Annotated in this window: 23 protein-coding genes; 18 read left to right on the top strand and 5 right to left on the bottom strand. The window is 64.5% G+C overall.

The window, feature by feature from the left end; translation table 11 throughout:
• Positions 1-136: 136 nt before the first annotated feature.
• The 6 genes from Q8S60_RS07195 (at position 137) to Q8S60_RS07220 (ending at position 3,847) form a co-directional block, all read left to right on the top strand.
• A complete protein-coding gene (locus tag Q8S60_RS07195; RefSeq protein ID WP_305274741.1) occupies positions 137-940 on the top strand; it encodes a crotonase/enoyl-CoA hydratase family protein in 804 nt (267 codons plus the stop codon).
• Positions 927-1,559, top strand: coding sequence for a heme ABC exporter ATP-binding protein CcmA (gene ccmA, locus Q8S60_RS07200; RefSeq protein ID WP_305274740.1), 633 nt, complete (start codon positions 927-929; stop codon positions 1,557-1,559). The genes Q8S60_RS07195 and ccmA overlap by 14 nt, the downstream gene beginning before the upstream one ends.
• Entirely contained in the window at positions 1,556-2,233 is a 678-nt protein-coding gene (gene ccmB / locus Q8S60_RS07205; RefSeq protein ID WP_305274739.1) for a heme exporter protein CcmB, read from the top strand. The genes ccmA and ccmB overlap by 4 nt, the downstream gene beginning before the upstream one ends.
• Positions 2,234-2,315: 82 nt before the next feature.
• Entirely contained in the window at positions 2,316-3,083 is a 768-nt protein-coding gene (locus tag Q8S60_RS07210) for a heme ABC transporter permease (protein ID WP_305274738.1), read from the top strand.
• Positions 3,084-3,086: 3 nt separating this feature from the next.
• The gene (ccmD, locus tag Q8S60_RS07215) at positions 3,087-3,290 is read left to right on the top strand and encodes a heme exporter protein CcmD (protein WP_305274737.1); all 204 of its coding nucleotides are present in this window, start codon (positions 3,087-3,089) and stop codon (positions 3,288-3,290) included.
• Positions 3,287-3,847, top strand: coding sequence for a DsbE family thiol:disulfide interchange protein (locus Q8S60_RS07220; protein WP_305274736.1), 561 nt, complete (start codon positions 3,287-3,289; stop codon positions 3,845-3,847). Before ccmD ends, Q8S60_RS07220 begins: the two co-directional genes overlap by 4 nt.
• Before the next feature lie 22 nt (positions 3,848-3,869).
• Here Q8S60_RS07220 and Q8S60_RS07225 read toward each other — a convergent pair whose 3' ends face one another.
• A complete protein-coding gene (locus Q8S60_RS07225) occupies positions 3,870-4,424 on the bottom strand; it encodes a MarR family winged helix-turn-helix transcriptional regulator (protein WP_305274735.1) in 555 nt (184 codons plus the stop codon).
• Between the two features lie 349 nt (positions 4,425-4,773).
• Here Q8S60_RS07225 and Q8S60_RS07230 point away from each other — a divergent pair, with 349 nt between their 5' ends.
• Together Q8S60_RS07230 and Q8S60_RS07235 are read left to right on the top strand one after the other, a co-directional pair.
• On the top strand, positions 4,774-5,391 hold the full coding sequence (locus Q8S60_RS07230) for an NUDIX hydrolase (RefSeq protein ID WP_305274734.1): 618 nt from the start codon (positions 4,774-4,776) through the stop codon (positions 5,389-5,391).
• Between the two features lie 70 nt (positions 5,392-5,461).
• Complete coding sequence (locus tag Q8S60_RS07235) at positions 5,462-7,111, top strand: MFS transporter (protein ID WP_305274733.1); 1,650 nt, start codon at positions 5,462-5,464, stop codon at positions 7,109-7,111.
• A 4-nt stretch (positions 7,112-7,115) separates the two neighbouring features.
• Here Q8S60_RS07235 and Q8S60_RS07240 read toward each other — a convergent pair whose 3' ends face one another.
• From Q8S60_RS07240 to dapF, 4 genes are all read right to left on the bottom strand, one after another.
• Positions 7,116-7,751, bottom strand: a complete 636-nt coding sequence (locus Q8S60_RS07240) for a septation protein A (RefSeq protein ID WP_305274732.1) — start codon at positions 7,749-7,751, stop codon at positions 7,116-7,118.
• Positions 7,752-7,814: 63 nt separating this feature from the next.
• Positions 7,815-8,765: a signal recognition particle-docking protein FtsY gene (gene ftsY / locus Q8S60_RS07245; protein ID WP_305274731.1), complete on the bottom strand. Its 951-nt coding sequence runs from the start codon at positions 8,763-8,765 to the stop codon at positions 7,815-7,817.
• Positions 8,762-10,024 carry a tRNA (N(6)-L-threonylcarbamoyladenosine(37)-C(2))-methylthiotransferase MtaB gene (gene mtaB, locus Q8S60_RS07250; protein WP_305274730.1) on the bottom strand — a complete coding sequence of 421 codons (1,263 nt, stop codon included), beginning with the start codon at positions 10,022-10,024 and terminating at the stop codon, positions 8,762-8,764. Before mtaB ends, ftsY begins: the two co-directional genes overlap by 4 nt.
• On the bottom strand, positions 10,021-10,893 hold the full coding sequence (gene dapF / locus Q8S60_RS07255) for a diaminopimelate epimerase (RefSeq protein ID WP_370869275.1): 873 nt from the start codon (positions 10,891-10,893) through the stop codon (positions 10,021-10,023). The genes mtaB and dapF overlap by 4 nt, the downstream gene beginning before the upstream one ends.
• 84 nt (positions 10,894-10,977) lie before the next feature.
• Here dapF and Q8S60_RS07260 point away from each other — a divergent pair, with 84 nt between their 5' ends.
• The 10 genes from Q8S60_RS07260 (at position 10,978) to leuB (ending at position 19,666) form a co-directional block, all read left to right on the top strand.
• A complete protein-coding gene (locus tag Q8S60_RS07260) occupies positions 10,978-11,808 on the top strand; it encodes a PIG-L family deacetylase (protein WP_305274728.1) in 831 nt (276 codons plus the stop codon).
• Positions 11,796-12,275 carry a CinA family protein gene (locus Q8S60_RS07265; protein WP_305274727.1) on the top strand — a complete coding sequence of 160 codons (480 nt, stop codon included), beginning with the start codon at positions 11,796-11,798 and terminating at the stop codon, positions 12,273-12,275. Before Q8S60_RS07260 ends, Q8S60_RS07265 begins: the two co-directional genes overlap by 13 nt.
• A gap of 148 nt (positions 12,276-12,423) precedes the next feature.
• Positions 12,424-13,929 carry a signal recognition particle protein gene (ffh, locus tag Q8S60_RS07270; protein WP_305274726.1) on the top strand — a complete coding sequence of 502 codons (1,506 nt, stop codon included), beginning with the start codon at positions 12,424-12,426 and terminating at the stop codon, positions 13,927-13,929.
• A 74-nt stretch (positions 13,930-14,003) separates the two neighbouring features.
• Complete coding sequence (gene rpsP, locus Q8S60_RS07275; protein ID WP_305274725.1) at positions 14,004-14,429, top strand: 30S ribosomal protein S16; 426 nt, start codon at positions 14,004-14,006, stop codon at positions 14,427-14,429.
• A 6-nt stretch (positions 14,430-14,435) separates the two neighbouring features.
• Positions 14,436-15,017, top strand: coding sequence for a ribosome maturation factor RimM (gene rimM / locus Q8S60_RS07280; RefSeq protein ID WP_305274724.1), 582 nt, complete (start codon positions 14,436-14,438; stop codon positions 15,015-15,017).
• Positions 15,010-15,717 (top strand): tRNA (guanosine(37)-N1)-methyltransferase TrmD, encoded by a 708-nt coding sequence (trmD, locus tag Q8S60_RS07285; RefSeq protein ID WP_305274723.1) that lies wholly within the window; start codon positions 15,010-15,012, stop codon positions 15,715-15,717. The genes rimM and trmD overlap by 8 nt, the downstream gene beginning before the upstream one ends.
• 101 nt (positions 15,718-15,818) lie before the next feature.
• Positions 15,819-16,211, top strand: coding sequence for a 50S ribosomal protein L19 (gene rplS / locus Q8S60_RS07290; RefSeq protein ID WP_305274722.1), 393 nt, complete (start codon positions 15,819-15,821; stop codon positions 16,209-16,211).
• A 172-nt stretch (positions 16,212-16,383) separates the two neighbouring features.
• Entirely contained in the window at positions 16,384-17,805 is a 1,422-nt protein-coding gene (leuC, locus tag Q8S60_RS07295) for a 3-isopropylmalate dehydratase large subunit (protein ID WP_305274721.1), read from the top strand.
• A 10-nt stretch (positions 17,806-17,815) separates the two neighbouring features.
• Positions 17,816-18,421, top strand: a complete 606-nt coding sequence (gene leuD, locus Q8S60_RS07300) for a 3-isopropylmalate dehydratase small subunit (RefSeq protein ID WP_305274720.1) — start codon at positions 17,816-17,818, stop codon at positions 18,419-18,421.
• Between the two features lie 138 nt (positions 18,422-18,559).
• Positions 18,560-19,666 carry a 3-isopropylmalate dehydrogenase gene (gene leuB, locus Q8S60_RS07305; protein WP_305274719.1) on the top strand — a complete coding sequence of 369 codons (1,107 nt, stop codon included), beginning with the start codon at positions 18,560-18,562 and terminating at the stop codon, positions 19,664-19,666.
• The last annotated feature ends 11 nt before the right edge of the window (positions 19,667-19,677 follow it).

Genomic DNA, 19,677 nt, shown 5'->3' on the forward strand with positions numbered 1-19,677 from the left:
TCGCCGCCGCTTCTAAGCCTGGAGCCTATATGCTTGTCGCGGCGGACTATAATGTCTTTCGCCGTGATTGACCATGCTTCGCCGGAACGTGCGAGCGTGATAATCAGTTTTGAAAAGCATATGCGGGAGGGAATGGATGGCGGAAGTTCTTGTCGAGAGAAACGGCCCGGTGACAACCGTCATTCTGAACCGGCCCGACGTGAAGAACGCGGTCGACAGGGCTGCGGCGACCGCGCTCGTCGATGCGTTCCTCGACTTCGAGCAGGACGAGACCGCGCTCGTTGCCGTCTTCTGCGGGGCTGAAGGTGCTTTCTGCGCAGGTGCGGACCTCAAGGCTGTGGCGAGCGGCAAGGGCAATCGTTCCGTGCCCCCCGCAACGGGCGCCGATTTCACGCGCCTTGCCGGCGACGGTCCGATGGGTCCATCGCGAATGATTCTCAACAAGCCGGTGATCGGCGCGATTTCCGGCCATGCGGTTGCGGGCGGCCTTGAACTCGCGCTGTGGTGCGACATGCGCGTGGTGGAAGAAGACGCGATCATGGGTGTCTTCTGCCGCCGCTGGGGCGTGCCCTTGATCGACGGCGGAACCGTTCGCTTGCCGCGCCTCATCGGTCATGCGCGCGCGATGGATCTCATCCTGACGGGCCGGCCCGTCAATGCCGAGGAGGCGCTTTCCATCGGCCTCGCCAATCGTGTCGCGGCGAAGGGCAAAGGGCGCGAGGAAGCAGAGCGGCTCGCGCTGGAAATTTCCCGCTTTCCGCAACTCTGTCTCCGGCATGACCGGATGTCCGCCTATGAGCAATGGGACCTGCCTTACGACCGGGCGCTCGCCAACGAATTCGAACATGGCCGCAAGGTGCTGGCATCCGGCGAGACGCTGAAAGGTGCGGCGCGTTTCGCGTCCGGCAAGGGCAGGGGCGGGCGTTTTGACGACATCTGAGCTCCGCCTCGCCGCCCACGATCTCGCTTGCCTGCGGGGCGGGCGGCTCGTCTTCGAGGGGCTCTCCTTCGCGGTCGCGCGCGGCGAGGCGCTGGTGCTCACCGGCGCCAACGGCTCCGGCAAGTCCAGCCTGCTGCGCCAGATCGCGGGCCTTCTCGAAATCGCGCATGGCACGATCGCGCTGGAAGGCGGGGACAGCGAGCGGACCATCGGCGAACAGGTACATTATGTCGGTCATCTCGATGCGCTGAAGCCGTCCATGAATGTCGCCGAGACGCTGCGTTTCTGGACGGAATATCTCGGCGGCGGACGGAACGAAGCCGCTGTCGCACATGCTCTCGACGCGTTCGCGCTCGCCTCGCTCGCCGATCTTCCCGTCGGTTATCTTTCGGCCGGACAGCGCCGCCGCCTTTCTCTTGCCCGTGTACTCGCCGTGCCGCGGCCGCTCTGGCTGCTCGACGAGCCGACCGTCGCCCTCGATGCCGCGAATACGGCGCGCCTCCTCGATCTGATGAATGTGCATCTAGTCTCGGGCGGCCTCATCGTCGCGGCGACGCATCTCGATCTCGGTCTCGTCCCGGCGCGCATGTTGCGCCTCGGTGAGGAGGTGGCGGCATGAGACGGGCCTTTCTCGCGCTCCTCCTTCGCGATCTGCGCCTAGCCGCGCGCCTCGGCGGCGGGGGCGGCATGGCGGTCTTTTTCTTTCTCGTCGTCGTCGCCATCGTTCCGCTCGGCATCGGGCCCGACAAGGCGCTGCTTTCGCTCATTGCGCCGGGAATGCTCTGGGTGGCGCTGCTGCTGGCGGCGCTGCTTACGCTCGACCGGCTTTTCCAGGCGGATTTCGAGGACGGTTCGCTCGATCTGCTTTCGATGGGGGCACTGCCGCTTGAGCTTGTCGCGGTGGCGAAGGCGCTCGGCCACTGGCTCACTACCGGGTTACCGCTGGTGGTTGTGGCCCCGGTTCTCGGGCTCCTGCTCAATCTGCCGGTGGCGAGCTTCCCGGCGCTTCTCCTCGCCATGCTGGCCGGCACGCCCGCGCTCAGCTTCCTCGGCGCCATCGGCGCGGCGCTCACGGTCGGCGTCCGGCGCGGCGGGCTTCTGGCCTCCCTTCTGGTACTGCCCTTCTACATCCCGGTGCTGATTTTCGGCGTCGGCGCGGCGGAAGCGGCTTCCGCCGGCTTCGAAGGCGATGCCGGGGTCCAGAGCCTGCTGTTTCTCGGGGCCGTCACGCTTGGCAGTTTCGTGCTTGGGCCCGTCGGTGCCGCCGCCGCGCTTCGAGCCAATCTCCGGTGATACGCATGAGTGAGCCTGAATTTCCGGCGCGTGGCAAAATGCCCGGCCGGGCGGCTTGCCCTCCCCGCAAGCAGCACGCTAAATGACGCGCATGACCAGCCTGTCCGCCACACAACGGTTCCACGCCTATGCCAACCCGACGCGCTTCATGGCGCTGTCGGGGGTGCTGCTCGCGCCGCTCTGGGCCGTGACCTTGCTGCTGATCGGGGCGGGGCTCTGGTTCGCGCTCGTGGCCTCGCCGCCCGATTATCAGCAGGGCGATACGGTACGGATCATGTATGTGCATGTCCCATCCGCCTGGCTTGCCATGTTCGGCTATTCGATCATGGCGGTTGCCTCCGCCGTTGCGCTGATCTTCCGTCATCCGCTTGCGGATCTCTGCGCAAAATCGGCCGCTCCCATAGGCGCGTCCTTCACCTTTCTCGCGCTCGTCACCGGCTCGCTCTGGGGTCAGCCGATGTGGGGCACGTGGTGGGAGTGGGATGCACGGCTCACTTCCGTTCTGATCCTGTTCTTTCTCTATCTCGGCTATATCGCGCTGTGGGCGACGATCGAGGAACCCACACGCGCCGCCCGCGCCGCCGCGGTTCTTGCGCTGGTTGGCGCCGTCAACATTCCGATCATTCGATATTCGGTGGTCTGGTGGAACACGCTGCATCAGCCTGCGTCCGTTTTCCGGATGGACGGGCCGACCATCGCACCTTCCATGCTGCTGCCGCTCATGCTGATGGCGCTCGGTTTCACGCTCTTCTTCGTCACGTTGCTGCTGGTGCGGATGCGTGCGGAAATTCTGCGCCGCCGTGTTCGTGCACTGCGGCTCGCGCAAGCTGCTTCCGGGGCGGAGGGCTGAGGGATGGCGGAATTTTTCCATATGGGCGGTTATGCGGCCTTCGTCTGGTCCGCCTACGGCCTTGCCTTGCTCGTTGTGGTTGCGCTTGCCGCGGAAAGCATCCGCGACTACCGCGCGCAAGCCCGGCTTGTTGAAACGCTTGAACGTGCTGCGGGCGGGCGCACCCGCCGTGCAGCGCACAAGCCCGGCGGAGAGGGTCGTCCGTGAATCCGCGTTTCAGGTGGGCAGCACTTATTCCCGTCGCGATATTTCTGGTGCTTGTGGGCCTGTTCTTCGCCGCCATCTATCGCGGCGATCCCTCGCGGGTCCCCTCCGCGCTGATCGGACGCTATGTACCCGCATTCGATCTCGGTCCTGTCGAGGGTCTCGATCTGCCCGGCGTCGCCGCCGCCGATTTCGGCAAGGACGTTCCCGTCATCGTCAATGTCTGGGCGTCGTGGTGCGTGCCCTGCCGGGACGAGATGCCGCTTCTCGTCGAGCTCCGCCGCATTGCCGGCGTGCCGATGTTCGGGCTCAACTACAAGGACGATCCTGCCGCCGCGCGGCGGTTCCTCGCCGAGCTCGGCAATCCCTTCGACCGTGTCGGCCGCGACGATACCGGCCGCGCCGCCATCGAGTGGGGCGTCTACGGTGTTCCGGAAACCTATATCGTGGATGGCAATGGCCGCATCGCCTTCAAGCATATCGGTCCGCTGACGCCGGAAGCGGTAGCGGACGAGATATTGCCGGCCTTGCAGGCGGCGCGTCATCCGGCAGAGAGATAACGCGCCGCATTAACTCCGGAAATCAGGCCTTCTTGCGGCGTGCCGCCGGCTTTTTCGCTGCCGTCTTGCGGGCCGGTTTCGCCGCCGCCCGCTTTGCGGGGGCTTTCGGCGCAACTTCTTCCGTCTTCTGGCTTTCGATGGCGTTGTTCAGCTGGCCGAGACCTTTCATCAGGTCCGCCTGCGTGGATTTCGGCAGGACGTCGAGCAGCGCCTTTTCGGCGGCAAGCGCCTTCGGCATCGCGCCCTTCAGCGCGCGGCGGCCCGCCGCCGTCAGCCGGACGGCGTTGGCGCGCGCATCTTCCGCCGTGCGGCGGCGTGCGAGCAGACCGTTCTTGATCATGCGGCTGATCATGTCCGCCAGCGTCGAGCGGTCGATGCCGGTCCGGTTCACGAGATCGGTCTGGCTCAGGCCCTCTTCCTCGTTGACGGCGAAAAGAACAATGAACTGACGTGGCGTCAGTGCACTGTCGCCCATCTGCTGCACGAACTGGTCGTAGGCGAATTGTTGCGCGCGGCGCAGCAAATGGCTCAGCGAGCTTTCAAGATCGAAATTTCCGGTTGGCTTCCTGGCTGCCATTTGTTCTGTCCTCTGGATTGTTCCGACACCCTCGGTGTCCGGTCTGGGGGCTGGGTCCTTGCGGACAACCTCCCGCGGGGGGCAAATATCTTTGCGCGCGTTCAAGGCCTTTATATGGCCGTGCCTCGTGCGGCGTTCTATCATCATATGCACCCGCAGGGCCTTGTCTTGCAAGAGGGTCGTGTGCATGAAAAAAAGAGAAAGCAAATTTTCCGTATAGGTCTGTGCGCGGACATTTGCCGCCCGGCGGTGTTCTTCACCCGTTCTCAAGGCCTGATTATGTGCCCGGCACGCACTGTTTCGTGCCTCCGGGCGGCTTAGCTCCGTAGGCGGACCAACAAGGTGAACCATGACAGTGCCGGACGATCGCGAGAGCGGTGAGAAGAAATCCCTGGAACCGAACGCAACGGAGAGCAGCAAGGACCCCTCATTCTCCCGCCGTGTCCCGTCCGGGGACAATCTGGAGCGCGATGTCTGCGACAGGTGCGGGTTCATTCACTACGTGAACCCAAAAATCGTCGTCGGCGCAGTCGTTACATACGAGGGAAAGTTTCTCCTCTGCCGCCGCGCCATCGAGCCCCGGCGCGGCTACTGGACGCTTCCGGCGGGCTTCATGGAGCAGGGCGAAACGACCGACGAGGGCGCGCGGCGCGAAGCGCGCGAGGAGGCGAATGCCGACATCGTCCTGCGGGACATGCTGGCGGTCTACAGCATCCCCAGGATCGCTCAGGTGCAGATCATGTACCGGGCGGAACTGAGGGTGCCTGAATTTTCGGCAGGCGAGGAAACGCTGGAGGCTGCCCTGTTCGAGTGGGCCGACATTCCGTGGGAGGAGCTTGCCTTTCCAAGTGTCCACTGGGCGCTGACGCATTTCAGGGAAGCGATGGACAAGGACGTTCTCGCGCCTTTCACAAATCCGGCGGGTGAAACAGGTAATCTGTTTCCGCGCCGTCCGGCGGGAATCTGAAAGCTCCGTCTGGCTAAACCGGTGCGTTCACGGCATCCTTTCACCATAAGACGGACACCCAGGAGACAAAATGGCCAGGAGCGGCGCGCAGCGGATGACGGCGGAAGAGCGGAGGGTGATCTTCGCCTCGTCGCTCGGCACGGTGTTCGAGTGGTACGATTTCTACCTGTACGGCTCGCTTGCCGCGATCATCTCCGTCCAGTTCTTTTCAGGCGTCAACCCGACGGCGGCATTCATCTTCGCGCTTCTCGCCTTCGCCGCCGGTTTCGCGGTGCGCCCTTTCGGCGCTATCGTCTTCGGCCGGCTCGGAGACCTCGTCGGCCGCAAATATACATTCCTCATCACCATCCTCATCATGGGCCTGTCGACCTTCATTGTCGGTCTGCTGCCCAGCTACGCGGCAATCGGCTTTGCCGCGCCCGCCATTCTGATCGTGCTGCGGCTGGCGCAGGGGCTCGCGCTCGGTGGCGAATATGGCGGGGCTGCGATCTATGTCGCGGAGCATTCGCCGCATACGAAACGCGGCGCCTATACCGCATGGATCCAGACGACGGCGACGCTCGGTCTCTTCCTGTCGCTTCTCGTCATCCTCGTTTGCCGCCTGTCGATGGACAAGGAGAGCTTCGAAAGCTGGGGCTGGCGCATTCCCTTCCTGCTCTCGATCGCGCTCCTCGGCATCTCCGTCTGGATCAGGCTCAAGCTCAACGAGTCGCCGCTCTTTCAGCGGATGAAGGCGGAGGGCACGCTGTCCAAGGCGCCGCTTACGGAATCCTTCGCGCGCTGGGGCAACCTGAAAATCGTCATCATCGCGCTGATCGGCCTGACCGCCGGCCAGGCCGTCGTCTGGTATACCGGCCAGTTCTACGCGCTCTTCTTCCTGACACAGGTGCTGAAGGTCGAGAGCCAGACGGCGAATATTCTCATCGGCGGCGCATTGCTGCTCGGTGTGCCGTTCTTCGTGGTCTTCGGCGCGCTGTCGGACAGGATCGGCCGCAAGCCGATCATTCTCGCGGGCTGCCTGTTGGCTGCGCTGACCTACTTCCCGCTTTTCGGCGCGCTCACGCATTACGCCAATCCCGCGCTTGAAGCGGCGCAGGAGCGGGCGCCCGTCGTCGTCGTGGCCGACAGCGCCACCTGTTCCTTCCAGTTCAATCCGGTCGGCACCGCCGCCTTCACCACGCCCTGCGACGTCGCGAAGAGCGAACTGGCGAAACGCGGTATTCCCTATGCGAATGTCCAGATGGCGCCGGGCGAAGAAGCGCGCATCGAGGTCGGCTCGGTCGCCATTCCCTCGTTCGACGCGAGCGGCGATGCGGGCGGCGAGGCACGCGCGGGTTTCGCCACCGCGCTCACCGTCGCCCTGACGGAGGCGGGCTATCCGCTCATGGCCGATCCCGCCGCCATCAACTATCCGATGGTGGTGCTCGTCCTCTTCATTCTCGTGCTCTATGTGACGATGGTTTACGGTCCTATCGCGGCCATGCTCGTCGAACTTTTCCCGACGCGCATCCGCTACACGTCGATGTCGCTTCCCTATCACATCGGCAATGGGTGGTTCGGTGGCTTCCTGCCGACCGTCTCCTTCGCCATCGTGGCGGCGACCGGCAATATTTATTCAGGGCTCTGGTACCCGGTCGCAATCGCGGCGATGACTTTCGTCGTCGGGCTCATCTTCGTGCCCGAGACAAAAGACAGGGAGCTGCATCCGGAAGGAAGCTGATGGATCAATCGGCGCTGCGCGCGCCGTCCTCGTCCGACGGTGCGTGCTTCGTCAGCACCGGAATCTGCGCGAGGCCGAAGATCATGGTGAGCGGCATGATGCCGAACAGCTTGAAGCTTACCCAGAAGTCGGTGGAAAAATTCCGCCATACGATTTCGTTGATGACGCCGAGCAACACGAAGAAGAGCCCCCAGCGTACCGTCAGTACCATCCAGCCCTTGTCGGTCAGGTTGAAGGCGCCGTCGAAGAGCTGCTTCATGATCGGCTTGCCCATGACGGCCGCGCCGAGGAGTGCGGTGGCGAAAATGCCGTTCACGATGGTCGGCTTCAGCTTGATGAATTCATCGTCGTGGAGCCAGAGCGTCAGCGCGCCGAAGATCATGATGAAGATGCCGGAGACGAGCGGCATGGTCGGAATTTTCCGGAAGCGCGCATAGGAATAGCCGAGCGAGATCACGGTGGCGACCATGAAGCCGCCGGTCGCGTAGAAGATGTTCTGGGCCGGCTCGTTGCCGAAGAGGCTGTTGGCCTTCGAATTCAGCAGGAAGAAAACGACGAGCGGCCCGAGTTCGATGGCCATGCGGACCCATTGCGAGGCCGACATGCCGCCATGGGTCTTATCTGCACCGGTTTCCGTCATGGTCTTCTTTGTTCCGCGTGAATTTCGGGATCGGTCTATCTACGCATGGTGTATGGCGGCGGATCAACTCGCGCCGGTGATGGCTCCGGCAAACGCCTCGGCGCTGAAAGGCTGCAAATCGTCGATTCCTTCGCCGACGCCGATCAGATGAACGGGCAGGCCGAAACGCTTCGCAATGGCCACCAGAATGCCGCCGCGTGCCGTGCCGTCGAGCTTCGTCATCACGAGGCCGGTGATGCCCGCGACATTCCCGAAGATCTCCACCTGGTTGACGGCGTTCTGGCCGGTGGTGGCGTCGAGCACGAGCAGCGTTGCATGTGGCGCTTCGGGATCGAGCTTCCGCATCACACGGATCACCTTTTCCAGCTCGGCCATCAGATCGGCCTTGTTCTGGAGCCGCCCGGCGGTATCGATCAGCAGGACGTCGGTGCCTTCTTCCTTCGCGCGGGCCAGTGCCTCATAGGCAAGCCCCGCCGCATCGCCGCCCGTCTTCGTTGCACAGACCGGCGCGCCGATCCGCTCGCCCCATACTTTCAACTGCTCCACCGCCGCCGCGCGGAACGTGTCGCCCGCGGCGAGCATCACGCTCTTCCCTTCCGCCCTCAGCTTGGCGCCGATCTTGCCGATGGTCGTCGTCTTGCCCGCGCCATTGACGCCCGCCATCAGGATCACGAAGGGCTTCTTCGTGGCGTCGATCTCGAGCGGCTTTTCGACCGGCTTCAGCACTTTCGCGATTTCATCCGCGACGATCTTCCGGATTTCCTCGGGGCTCACTTCCTTGTCGTAGCGGTCCTTGCCGACCGCTTCGGCAATGGCGGCCGCCGCATCGAGGCCGAGATCGGCTCCGATCAGCAGTTCTTCCAGCTCATCAAGCGTGGCCCGGTCGAGTTTCTTCTTGGTGAAGATGCCGGCGATGCCGTCCGACAGGTTTTTGGTCGAGCGGGTCAGGCCCTCCTTCATGCGCTGAAAGAGGGACTTTTTCTTTTCCGTCGTTTCGGTGCCGCTTTCGCTCACGCCGCTCTCAACCCTTCAAAGCTCTGGCCGTCATGCGCGGCAAGGCGGAGAGGCAGGATTTCGCCTGCCGTCGCCGCTTCCGTCACGCGCACCGGCGTGAACTGATGCGTGCGGCCGAGCGTCGGCGTTTCCATCAGCACGGGCCTTGTCGCGCCGAGGCCGCTCTCGAGATGCGCGCGCACGTGCTCAGCGCCCTTCAAGCGCAGGCGTTCCGCGCGGTGCTTGCCCACTTCGCGCGAAACCTGCGGCATCTTCGCGGCGGGTGTGCCGGGGCGGGGCGAGAAGGGAAAGACATGCAGCCATGTCAGTCCACATTCGTCGACGAGGCGCATCGTGTTCTCGAACATCTCGTCCGTCTCGGTCGGGAAGCCGGCGATGAAATCGGCGCCGAAGACGATATCCGGGCGGAGCCGCCGCACATCCTCGCAGAAGCGGATCGAGTCGTCGCGCAGGTGGCGGCGCTTCATGCGCTTCAGGATCATGTCGTCGCCCGATTGCAGCGAGAGATGGAGATGCGGCATCAGCCGTTCCTCCTCCGCGATCAGCCGCATCAGCTCGTCGTCGGCCTCGATACTGTCGATCGAGGAAAGCCGCAGCCGTTCGAGCTCTGGCACCAGCTTTAATATGCGCCGCGCGAGATTGCCGAGGCTCGGGCGGCCGGGCAGGTCGCCGCCATAAGACGTCATGTCGACGCCGGTCAGTACGACTTCGCGGTAGCCGTTCCCGACGAGCGTCCTCACCTGGTTGACGACTTCGCCGGCCGGCACGCTGCGCGAAGGCCCGCGTCCATAGGGAATGATGCAGAAGGTGCAGCGGTGGTCGCAGCCGTTCTGCACCTGCACGAAGGCGCGCGCCCGTCCTTCGAGGCCGCCGACGAGATGTCCCGCCGTTTCCGTCACCGACATGATGTCGTTCACGCGCACGCGCTCATTGGCATGGAGCGCGAGCGCGGGCTGCCAGCTTGCGGCCTGCAGCTTTTCCTCGTTGCCGATCACGAGATCGACTTCGGGCATTTCGGCGAAGGCATCGGGGTTCACCTGTGCCGCGCAGCCGGTCACGATGATGCGCGCTTGCGGGTTTTCCCGGCGTGCCTTGCGGATCGCCTGCCGCGCCTGGCGCTCGGCTTCCGCCGTCACCGCGCAGGTGTTGAAGACGATGGCGCCGTCGAGCCCCGCCGCTTCGGCATGGCCGCGCATAACTTCGGATTCGTAGGCATTGAGGCGGCAGCCGAAGGTGACGATTTCCGTTCCCTTCTTCATGCCGCCGCTCCCGTCAGCAGGCGCGGGTCGAGCGTGCCTTCATAGTCGAAGGCGACGGGGCCGGTCATCAGTATATGGCCGTATCCGTTCTCGTCGTCCGGCAGCCATTCCACGGTGAGGTCGCCGCCCGGCAGCGACACGGTGATCTTCCGTTCCGTCTTGCGGCGGCGGATCGCGGCGACCGTCGCCGCGCAGGCGGCGGTGCCGCAGGCGCGCGTCAGGCCGGCGCCGCGTTCCCATGTACGAATGCGGATATGCGTCGGCGAGAGAACCTTCGCGACCGAGATGTTCGCGCGTTCGGGAAAGAGCGGATGATGCTCGAGCATGGGGCCTGAGCGTTCGAGGTCGATTGCGTCGACATCGTCGACGAAGAAGACCGCATGCGGATTGCCGACATTGACGACGCCTGGCGAATGCATGATCGGTGCGCCGAGCGGCCCGATCTCGAGTTCGATGGCGCGGGTATCCTGAAATTCCTCGGACAGGGGGATCTGGTTCCAGTCCAGGCGCGGCGCGCCCATGTCGACGGTGATCTCGTCGCCCTCCGCGCGCGTCGCCACCGTGTCGCCGGCCAGCGTCTCGATGGTGACGGCGTCCTTGCCGGTCTCGTCCAGCATCAGCTTGCCGATGCAGCGCGCGGCGTTGCCGCAGGCCTCCACCGTGCCGCCGTCATTGTTGCGGATACCCATGAAGACGTCGCCGCCGTGGCGCGGATGCTCGAGGGTGATGAGCTGGTCGCAGCCGATGCCCGTCTCCCGGTCGGCGATGGCACGCGCGATCGCATCCGTCAGCACAAAGGGCTCACGGCGCAGGTCCAGCACGACGAAGTCGTTGCCGAGCCCGTTCATCTTCAGAAAATGATGTGCCATGCCGGTCATGATGCCGGGATATATGGCGCTTTTCGTCCCCTTATGCCAGTAGATTGGGGAAAAAGCGGAAGAGGGAGGGGGCCGATGCTGGAGATTTTGGGGATTCTGGCGCTGCTGGCGGCAGTCGCGGCGGCGGGCGTCTTTCTCTACTTCCGTCATTTGTTCGACGATCCCGCTGCCCGGCGCGTGCCCTCGGTGGCGGGCGCTCTCGGTGCGAAGCGGGTTCTCACCGTTTTTGCCCATCCGGACGACGAGCAGCTCATCAATGGGCTCCTCACCTCCGCCAAGGCGGAGGGCGCATATCTCGCCATGGTGACGGCGACGCCGGGCGATGCCGGCACCCAGTCCCCCATCGTCTGCCGCCAGTCCGAACTCGGCATCATCCGCAAGGCCGAGGCGCTGAAGAACGGCTTCGCGCTCGGCATCGACGAGCAGGAAGTCTGGGATTACCCGGATGGCGGCGTGCCGGATATTCCGGTCGACGAGCTTGTTGCCCGTGTCGCCGATGCGATGAAGCGCTACCGGCCGGACCTTGTCGTCGCTTTCTGGCCCGCCAGCGGCGCCACCGGCCACAAGGATCACATGCGGATGGGTCTGGTCGCCGAACAGGCCATCGAAAGGCTGAAGGCCGAGGGCGGGTCCACGCCCCGTTTCGTCGCCTATCCGCTGATCCCCCGGCGCTCGCTGCTGAAGCTCGGCCGCCGGACCGGCAAATTCGTCGCCGAAAACCAGCCGCTGCCCACCCATTCGACGCCGGGCAACACGGCTTCCAAGATACGTGGCTGGCAGATCCATGCGGCGCAAGCCGATTTTGTGGCAAAGGCCTACAAGATGCCGACCCGGCTCCTCTATGCGATCTGGAACAAGGAATTCTACGCCGTGCGCGATCTGGAGACCGGCCAATGGAAAAACTGATCCCGCTCGCGGCGGAAGTCGCGGAACTGCTCAAAAAGCGCGGCGAAACGCTGGCGTTGTCGGAGTCGTCCATGGGCGGCCTCGTCTCGGCGGCGCTGGTCGCGCAGCCGGGCGCCTCGGCCTTCTATCTGGGCTCGACTGTCATTTACACACGCGGTGCCGCCAGGGCGCTCTACGCGCTCCAAGGCCCGCCTGCGCCGGATGTGAAGCCGCTGACGGAGCCTTACGTGGCGGCGATGGCCGATGTCGTTCGCGGCAAGTTCGGCTCCACCTGGGCACTGGCGGAAATGGGCGCCTCCGGCCCTTCCGGCTCGCCCTATGGCCCGGGGCCCGGCACGGCGGTCATCGGCCTTGCCGGGCCGCACCCCGCCTCGATCACGGTCAGCACCGGCTCCGCCGACCGCGCCGCCAATATGCGGGCCTTCGGGGCAGCGGCGCTCAAGCTGTTGCTGAAATCATTGACTTGAAGCCTCTCCGCCCCTAGGTTCCGCCCACGATTTTCGGGACATTGTTGCGCCCCGACCCGCCCGAGGCATTGAGCCCGGGTCAACTTCCGCCGGCGATATTCGCTCGCGGAAGCGTTTTTGCTTTGCGTTACAAGGACTTGGACCCCGCGTGTTCGAAAACCTGACAGGCCGTCTCGGCGACGTTCTTTCCAAGCTCAAGGGCCGCGGCGCCCTGAGCGAGAAGGACGTGGACGAGGCCATGCGCGAAGTGCGCCGGGCGCTGCTTGAGGCCGACGTCGCGCTGCCGGTCGCCAAGTCCTTCATCGACAAGGTGCGGGCGCGCGCCATAGGGCATGAAGTCCTGAAGTCGGTCACCCCCGGCCAGCAGGTCATCAAGATCGTCCATGACGAGCTGGTGGAGATGCTGGGCGGCGCCGAGGCCGACACGTCGATCTCGCTCCGCGCCGCCGCCCCCGTCGTCATCATGATGGTGGGCCTGCAGGGTTCGGGCAAAACCACCTCGACGGCGAAGATCGCCAAGCGGATGACCGTGCGCGACAAGCGCCGCATCATGATGGCGTCGCTCGACACGCGCCGCCCCGCCGCGCAGGAACAGCTGAAGATTCTCGGCGAGCAGGCCGGCGTCGCGACGCTGCCGATCGTTGCCGGCCAGCAGCCGGTCCAGATCGCGAAGCGCGCGGTGGAAGCCGCCCGTCTCGGCGGCTTCGATGTGCTGATGCTCGACACGGCCGGCCGCATCCATATCGACGAAGACCTGATGGCGGAAGTCGCGCAGGTGCGCGATGCCGCCAATCCGCACGAGACGCTGCTCGTCGCCGACAGCCTGACCGGCCAGGACGCGGTCAATGTCGCCGAGCAGTTCAACGCCCGCATCGGCGTCACCGGCATCGTGTTGACGCGCGTCGATGGCGACGGGCGTGGCGGCGCGGCGCTTTCCATGCGCGCGGTCACGGGCGTTCCGATCAAGCTTCTCGGCACCGGCGAAAAGATGGACGCGCTGGAGGATTTCCGCGCCGACCGTGTCGCCGGCCGCATCCTCGGCATGGGCGACGTCGTCAGCCTTGTCGAAAAAGCCGCCGAGACCATCGACGCCGACAAGGCCAACAAGATGGCCGAGCGCATGCGGAAAGGTCAGTTCGACCTCGACGACATGGCCGAGCAGCTCGCGCAGATGGGCCGCATGGGTGGCATGAAGGGCGTTCTCGGCCTCTTGCCCGGCATCGGCAAGGCGCAGATGCAGGCGGCGCAGGCGCATATGGACGACAAGGTCGTGAAGCGCCAGGGCGCGATCATTTCCTCGATGACCAAGGAAGAACGCCGCAACCCGAAAGTGCTGAATGCGAGCCGCAAGAAGCGCATCGCGCGCGGCTCCGGCACCGAGGTTCAGGAAATCAACCGCCTGCTGAAGATGCACCGCCAGATGGCGGACATGATGAAGGCGATGGGCCGCCAGAAGGGCGGCATGATGAGCAAGCTTTTCGGCGGCGGCGCGCCGGAGATGCCACCCGAGATGGCGGCGGATCCGAAGGCGCTGCAGAAGATGCTGCCGCCCGGCGGGTTTCCGCGCGGGCTCGGCGGCGGATTGCCCGGTTTGCCGGGTTCGGGTTTCGGCGGCGGGCTTCCGGGCCTGCCGTCCGGCAAGAAGAAAAAGTGAACCTTCGACAAGGTTCGTGTGCGGATCAATTGGTTTGCCGGCACTTGGCCGGGTTACTTGAAAGGTAAGACAAGATGTCTCTGAAAATCCGGCTCGCCCGTGGCGGCGCCAAGAAGCGGCCCTTCTATCGCGTCGTGATCGCCGATACGCGTTCGCCCCGCGACGGCCGCTTCATCGAGAAGATCGGCACGTTCAATCCGCTCCTGCCGAAGGACAATGCGGAACGCATCAAGGTCGATATCGAACGCGCGAAGCATTGGCTTTCCGTCGGCGCGCTGCCGACCGACCGCGTTGCCCGCTTCCTCGACGATGCCGGCGTCTACACGCGCAAGGCGCGCAGCAACCCGGAAAAGTCGAAGCCCAAGGCGAAGGCGCAGGAGCGTCTCGAAGCCGCGCGCATGGCTGCCGAGGAAGCCGCCGAAGCTGCGAAGGCCGCTGCCGAAGCGCCTGCCGAGGAAGCTCCCGCTGCCGAGGCTCCAGCCGAAGAGGCGCAGGCGTAATTACGCTTGCGCATCGCGCCGATGGCCTCCACGCCGGATAGAGACGGGCAGGACAAGAAAGTCTGTCTTGGCGTCGTCACCGGCGCACATGGCGTGCGGGGACTTGTCCGCGTGAAGCCCTATACCGAAGCGCCGGAAGGCGTCGCGGCTTATGGGCCGGTCGAGACGAAGGACGGGTCGAAGTCCTTCACCATCGAGACGAAGGGCATGGCGAAGGACCTCGTCATCTGCAAGCTCGGCGGTATTGCCGACCGGGATGTGGCGGCGGCGCTCAGGGGCATGGAACTCTATGTGCCGCGCGAGCGTCTGCCGGAGACGGCGGAGGATGAGGGCTGGTACTATGCAGACCTCATCGGCCTTGCCGCGATCGGTGTCGACGGCCGGGATTACGGCCGGGTCGTTGCGGTCGAGAATTTTGGCGCGGGCGACCTCCTCGAGATCGCACCCGCCGAAGGCGGCCAGACGGTGCTGATGGGCTTCACGGACGAGAACGTCCCCGAGGTCGACATCGCGGGCGGCCGGATCGTGATCGATCCGCCTCTCGGCACGTTTGAGGGTGGCGCGGAAGCGGAGCGGGACGATGACTGACGCCTGGTCGGCAAGCGTCCTGACGCTCTTCCCGGAAATGTTTCCGGGGCCGCTGGGCGTGTCGCTGGCGGGCCGGGCGCTTGAGGCGGGGCTGTGGCGGCTGGAGGCGGTGGACATTCGCGGGTTCGCGCGCGATAAGCACCGCTCCGTGGACGATACGCCCGCGGGCGGCGGGCCCGGCATGGTGATGCGGGCCGATGTCGTGGCGGCGGCGGTCGATGCGGTTCACCCTCAGGGCGATCCGAGGCCGCTGATCTATCTGAGCCCAAGGGGGCGGCCGCTCACGCAGGCCCGCGTCCGGGAGCTGGCGGCGGGTCCTGGTGTGGCGCTTCTCTGCGGCCGCTTCGAAGGGCTCGACCAGCGGGTCATCGAGGCCCGCGAGATGGAAGAGATCAGCCTCGGGGATTTCGTCCTTTCGGGCGGGGAACCGGCGGCTCTGGCGCTTCTCGATGCCGTTATCCGGCTGTTGCCGGGGGTGATGGGCAAGGAAGCGTCGGGGGAAGACGAGAGTTTCGAGAGCGGGCTCCTTGAATACCCGCATTATACGCGGCCCCAGAGCTTCGAGGGCCGCGAGATTCCGCCGGTTTTGACCTCCGGCGACCATGCAAAGGTTAAGGCATGGCGCCGGGAACGGGCGGAAGAGACGACAAGGCAAAGACGGCCGGACCTTTGGGAGAAATTTCTGAAGGAAAGACCCTGAAGACAGTCGCCATTGCGCGATAATTGTGTTACGGAAGCGCGCTTCCCGGGCGGGATCGTCCCATATGAGCCCGGAGCGCCTTCATATCGAGGTTGAGACCCATGAATATCATCGAGCAGATCGACCAGGAGCAGATGGCAACGCTTTCGGGCGGCAAGACCATCCCCGATTTCGCGCCCGGCGACACGCTGCAGGTCAATGTGAAGGTGGTTGAAGGCACGCGCGAGCGCCTGCAGGCCTATGAAGGCGTCTGCATTGCGCGCGCAGGCGGCGGCATCAACGAGAACTTCACGGTCCGCAAGATTTCCTACGGCGAAGGCGTCGAGCGTGTATTCCCGCTCTACAGCCCGCTTGTCGACTCCATCAAGGTCGTCCGCAAGGGCCGCGTCCGTCGCGCCAAGCTTTATTACCTGCGCGGTCTGCGCGGCAAGGCCGCCCGAATTACCGAGAAAAAGCAGGACAAGACCCGCAGCCAAGAGACCGGCGCAGCCTGATTTCGTCCGCATCCGCGGAGACTGGTTCGAAAAGCGGGCAGGGCGCCAAAGCGCCCGGGCCCGCTTTTTCCGTTATGGGGCTCCGGCGATACTTATCTGAACAGAATAGGCAAGTGACGGGACTGCTTTCGGCGATGGATCGCCGTTGAGGGCCCGAAGGAGGATAAAGAAAATGGCACCCCGTACCATGTACGACAAAATCTGGGATGCCCATCTGGTCGAGATGGCCGAGGACGGCACGGGCCTCCTCTATATCGACAGGCATCTGGTGCATGAAGTGACGAGCCCGCAGGCCTTCGAGGGCCTGCGCATGGCGAAGCGTCAGGTCCACGCGCCGCAGAAGACGCTTGCCGTCGCCGACCACAATGTGCCGACGACCGACCGCTCCAAGGGCATTGCGGACGAGGAAAGCCGCATCCAGGTCGAGACGCTCGAACACAATGCGCAGGATTTCGGCGTCGAATATCTCCAGATGTCCGACATCCGCCAGGGCATCGTCCACATCGTCGGGCCGGAACAGGGCTTCACGCTGCCCGGCACTACCATCGTCTGCGGCGACAGCCACACCTCCACGCATGGCGCCTTCGGCGCGCTGGCGCATGGCATCGGCACGTCCGAGGTCGAGCATGTGCTCGCGACCCAGACGCTGATCCAGTCCAAGGCGAAGAACATGCGCATCAATGTGGTGGGCAAGGCGCCGGAAGGCTTCACCGCAAAGGACATCGTGCTCGCCATCATCGGCGAAATCGGCACGGCGGGCGGCACCGGTTACGTCATCGAATATGCGGGCGAGGCGATCCGCGATCTGTCCATGGAAGGCCGCATGACCGTCTGCAACATGACGATCGAAGGCGGCGCCCGCGCCGGCCTCATCGCGCCGGACGAAAAGACCTTCGCCTATCTCGAAGGCCGCCCGCGCGCGCCCAAGGGCAAGGCGTGGGAGATGGCGGTCGACTACTGGAAGACGCTGCCCTCCGACGAAGGCGCGAAGTTCGACAAGGAAATCACCATCGACATCGCGAACCTGCCGCCGCTCATCACCTGGGGCACGAGCCCGGAAAACGTCATCAAGATCACGGACCGCATTCCCGATCCGAAGGATGTGCATGACGAGGCGCATGCGAAGTCGATGCAGCGCGCGCTCGACTATATGGGCCTCACGCCCGGCACGCCGATTACGGAGGTCAAGATCGACCGCGTCTTCATCGGCTCCTGCACCAATGGCCGCATCGAGGATCTGCGCGCTGCTGCCGTCATCGCCGAAAAGGCGATCAAGGCGGGCCGCAAGGTGGCGCCGACGGTCAATGCGATGGTCGTGCCCGGTTCCGGTCTCGTGAAGGAGCAGGCGGAAAAGGAAGGTCTCGACAAGATCTTCCTCGAAGCGGGCTTCGAATGGCGCGAGCCCGGCTGCTCGATGTGCCTTGCGATGAACGCCGACAAGCTCGAGCCCGGCGAACGCTGCGCCTCGACGTCGAACCGCAACTTCGAAGGCCGTCAGGGCCGCGGCGGCCGCACGCATCTCGTCTCGCCGGCGATGGCGGCGGCGGCGGCATTCGCGGGCCATTTCGTCGATGTGCGCGAATTCAAGAACTGAGGGCTGAGAGATGGACAAGTTCAACAAGCTGACGGGTGTTGCGGCGCCGCTGCCGATCATCAATGTCGATACCGACATGATCATCCCGAAGCAGTTCCTGAAGACGATCAAGCGCACGGGGCTCGGCAAGAACCTCTTCGACGAGATGCGTTATGACGACGAGGGCAAGGAGATTCCGGATTTCGTGCTGAACAAGCCGGCCTACCGGAACGCGCAGATCCTCGTCACGGGCGAGAATTTCGGCTGCGGCTCGTCGCGCGAACACGCGCCTTGGGCGCTGCTCGATTTCGGCATCCGCTGCGTCATCGCGACGAGCTTCGCCGACATCTTCTACAACAACTGCTTCCAGAACGGCATCCTGCCCATCGTGCTGCCGCAGGCCGATGTCGACAAGCTGATGGACGATGCGGAGCGCGGCGCGAATGCCGTCGTCACCGTCGATCTCGAAGCCCAGGAAATCCGCGGGCCGGATGGCGGCGTCATCAAGTTCGACGTCGATCCCTTCCGCAAGCATTGCCTGCTCGAAGGCCTCGACGGTGTCGGCCTCACGCTCAAGAAGGAAGCGGAAATCGCCACCTTCGAAAAGAAACTCGAAGAAACGCAGCCCTGGCTCTGACCCTGACGTCATTGCGAGCGCAAAGCGCGAAGCAATCCAGGAGCGGCGAGCGAAGAGCTGGATTGCTTCGTCGCTTGCGCTCCTCGCAATGACGGCGAACGGGCAGATATTGAACGATACGTGTAGCAAGAGAGAAGAATGACCAAGAATATCCTCATCGTCGCCGGCGACGGCATCGGCCCGGAAGTCATGGGCGAAGTCGAGCGCGTGATCCAATGGTTCAACGACAATCGCAAGTTCGACGCGAAGATCGAAAACGAGCTTGTCGGCGGCTGCTGCTACGACGCGCATGGCGTTGCGGTGACGGACGAGACGGTCGAGAAGGCGAAGCGCGCCGATGCCGTCATGCTCGGTGCGGTGGGCGGGCCGAAATGGGATAACGTGCCTTACGAGGGCCGTCCGGAAGCGGGCCTGCTGCGTCTCCGCAAGGATCTTGAACTCTTCGCAAACCTGCGCCCGGCGCTCTGCTTCGCGGCGCTGGCGGACGCCTCTTCGCTGAAGCGCGAGATCGTCGAGGGTCTCGACATCATGATCGTGCGCGAGCTGACGGGCGGCGTCTATTTCGGCGAGCCGAAGGAGATCACCGATCTCGGAAACGGCGAGCGCCGCGGCGTCGACACGCAGGTCTATACGACGAGCGAAATCCGCCGCATCGCCGAGGTCGCCTTCGATCTGGCGCGCAAGCGCGGCAACCGCGTCATGTCGGTCGAGAAGCGCAACGTGATGAAGTCGGGCGTGCTCTGGTACGAGGAAGTCTCGAAGCTCCACAAGGAGAAGTTCGCCGATGTGAAGCTCGAGCACATGCTGGCCGACAATTGCGCAATGCAGCTCGTGCGCAATCCGAAGCAGTTCGACGTGATCGTCACCGACAATCTCTTCGGCGACGTGCTCTCCGACATCGCCTCGATGCTCACGGGCTCGCTCGGCATGCTGCCCTCCGCCTCGCTCGGCGCGAAGGATGCGAGCGGCAAGGCCTGCGCCATGTACGAGCCGGTGCACGGGAGCGCGCCCGACATCGCGGGTACGGGCGCGGCCAATCCCATTGCCTCGATCCTCAGTTTCGCCATGGCGCTCCGCTATACGTTCGAACTCGGCGCGGATGCCGACCTGCTCGAAAAGGCGGTCGACACCGTGCTGGCCGACGGGCTCCGCACCGGCGACATCATGCAGCCGGGCATGAAGAAAGTCGGCACCAAAGAGATGGGCAACGCAATCCTCGCCGCGCTCGTGAAACTGAACGGATAGATTTTTCGGCC

It is taken from the genome of Parvibaculum sp., assembly GCF_030694575.1.
In the GTDB taxonomy this organism is placed as follows: Bacteria; Pseudomonadota; Alphaproteobacteria; order Parvibaculales; family Parvibaculaceae; genus Parvibaculum.

Excerpts from the sequence above, each read along its gene's own strand:
- leuD (WP_305274720.1), top strand. The coding sequence starts at position 17,816 with ATGGACAAGTTCAACAAGCTGACGGGTGTTGCGGCGCCGCTGCCGATC.
- rplS (WP_305274722.1), top strand. The coding sequence starts at position 15,819 with ATGAATATCATCGAGCAGATCGACCAGGAGCAGATGGCAACGCTTTCG.
- Q8S60_RS07230 (WP_305274734.1), top strand. The coding sequence starts at position 4,774 with ATGACAGTGCCGGACGATCGCGAGAGCGGTGAGAAGAAATCCCTGGAA.
- ccmB (WP_305274739.1), top strand. The coding sequence starts at position 1,556 with ATGAGACGGGCCTTTCTCGCGCTCCTCCTTCGCGATCTGCGCCTAGCC.
- ccmD (WP_305274737.1), top strand. The coding sequence starts at position 3,087 with ATGGCGGAATTTTTCCATATGGGCGGTTATGCGGCCTTCGTCTGGTCC.
- rpsP (WP_305274725.1), top strand. The coding sequence starts at position 14,004 with ATGTCTCTGAAAATCCGGCTCGCCCGTGGCGGCGCCAAGAAGCGGCCC.
- Q8S60_RS07265 (WP_305274727.1), top strand. The coding sequence starts at position 11,796 with ATGGAAAAACTGATCCCGCTCGCGGCGGAAGTCGCGGAACTGCTCAAA.
- Q8S60_RS07195 (WP_305274741.1), top strand. The coding sequence starts at position 137 with ATGGCGGAAGTTCTTGTCGAGAGAAACGGCCCGGTGACAACCGTCATT.
- dapF (WP_370869275.1), bottom strand. The coding sequence starts at position 10,893 with ATGGCACATCATTTTCTGAAGATGAACGGGCTCGGCAACGACTTCGTC.
- Q8S60_RS07235 (WP_305274733.1), top strand. The coding sequence starts at position 5,462 with ATGGCCAGGAGCGGCGCGCAGCGGATGACGGCGGAAGAGCGGAGGGTG.
- Q8S60_RS07210 (WP_305274738.1), top strand. The coding sequence starts at position 2,316 with ATGACGCGCATGACCAGCCTGTCCGCCACACAACGGTTCCACGCCTAT.
- Q8S60_RS07240 (WP_305274732.1), bottom strand. The coding sequence starts at position 7,751 with ATGACGGAAACCGGTGCAGATAAGACCCATGGCGGCATGTCGGCCTCG.
- trmD (WP_305274723.1), top strand. The coding sequence starts at position 15,010 with ATGACTGACGCCTGGTCGGCAAGCGTCCTGACGCTCTTCCCGGAAATG.
- mtaB (WP_305274730.1), bottom strand. The coding sequence starts at position 10,024 with ATGAAGAAGGGAACGGAAATCGTCACCTTCGGCTGCCGCCTCAATGCC.
- Q8S60_RS07260 (WP_305274728.1), top strand. The coding sequence starts at position 10,978 with ATGCTGGAGATTTTGGGGATTCTGGCGCTGCTGGCGGCAGTCGCGGCG.
- leuC (WP_305274721.1), top strand. The coding sequence starts at position 16,384 with ATGGCACCCCGTACCATGTACGACAAAATCTGGGATGCCCATCTGGTC.
- Q8S60_RS07225 (WP_305274735.1), bottom strand. The coding sequence starts at position 4,424 with ATGGCAGCCAGGAAGCCAACCGGAAATTTCGATCTTGAAAGCTCGCTG.
- leuB (WP_305274719.1), top strand. The coding sequence starts at position 18,560 with ATGACCAAGAATATCCTCATCGTCGCCGGCGACGGCATCGGCCCGGAA.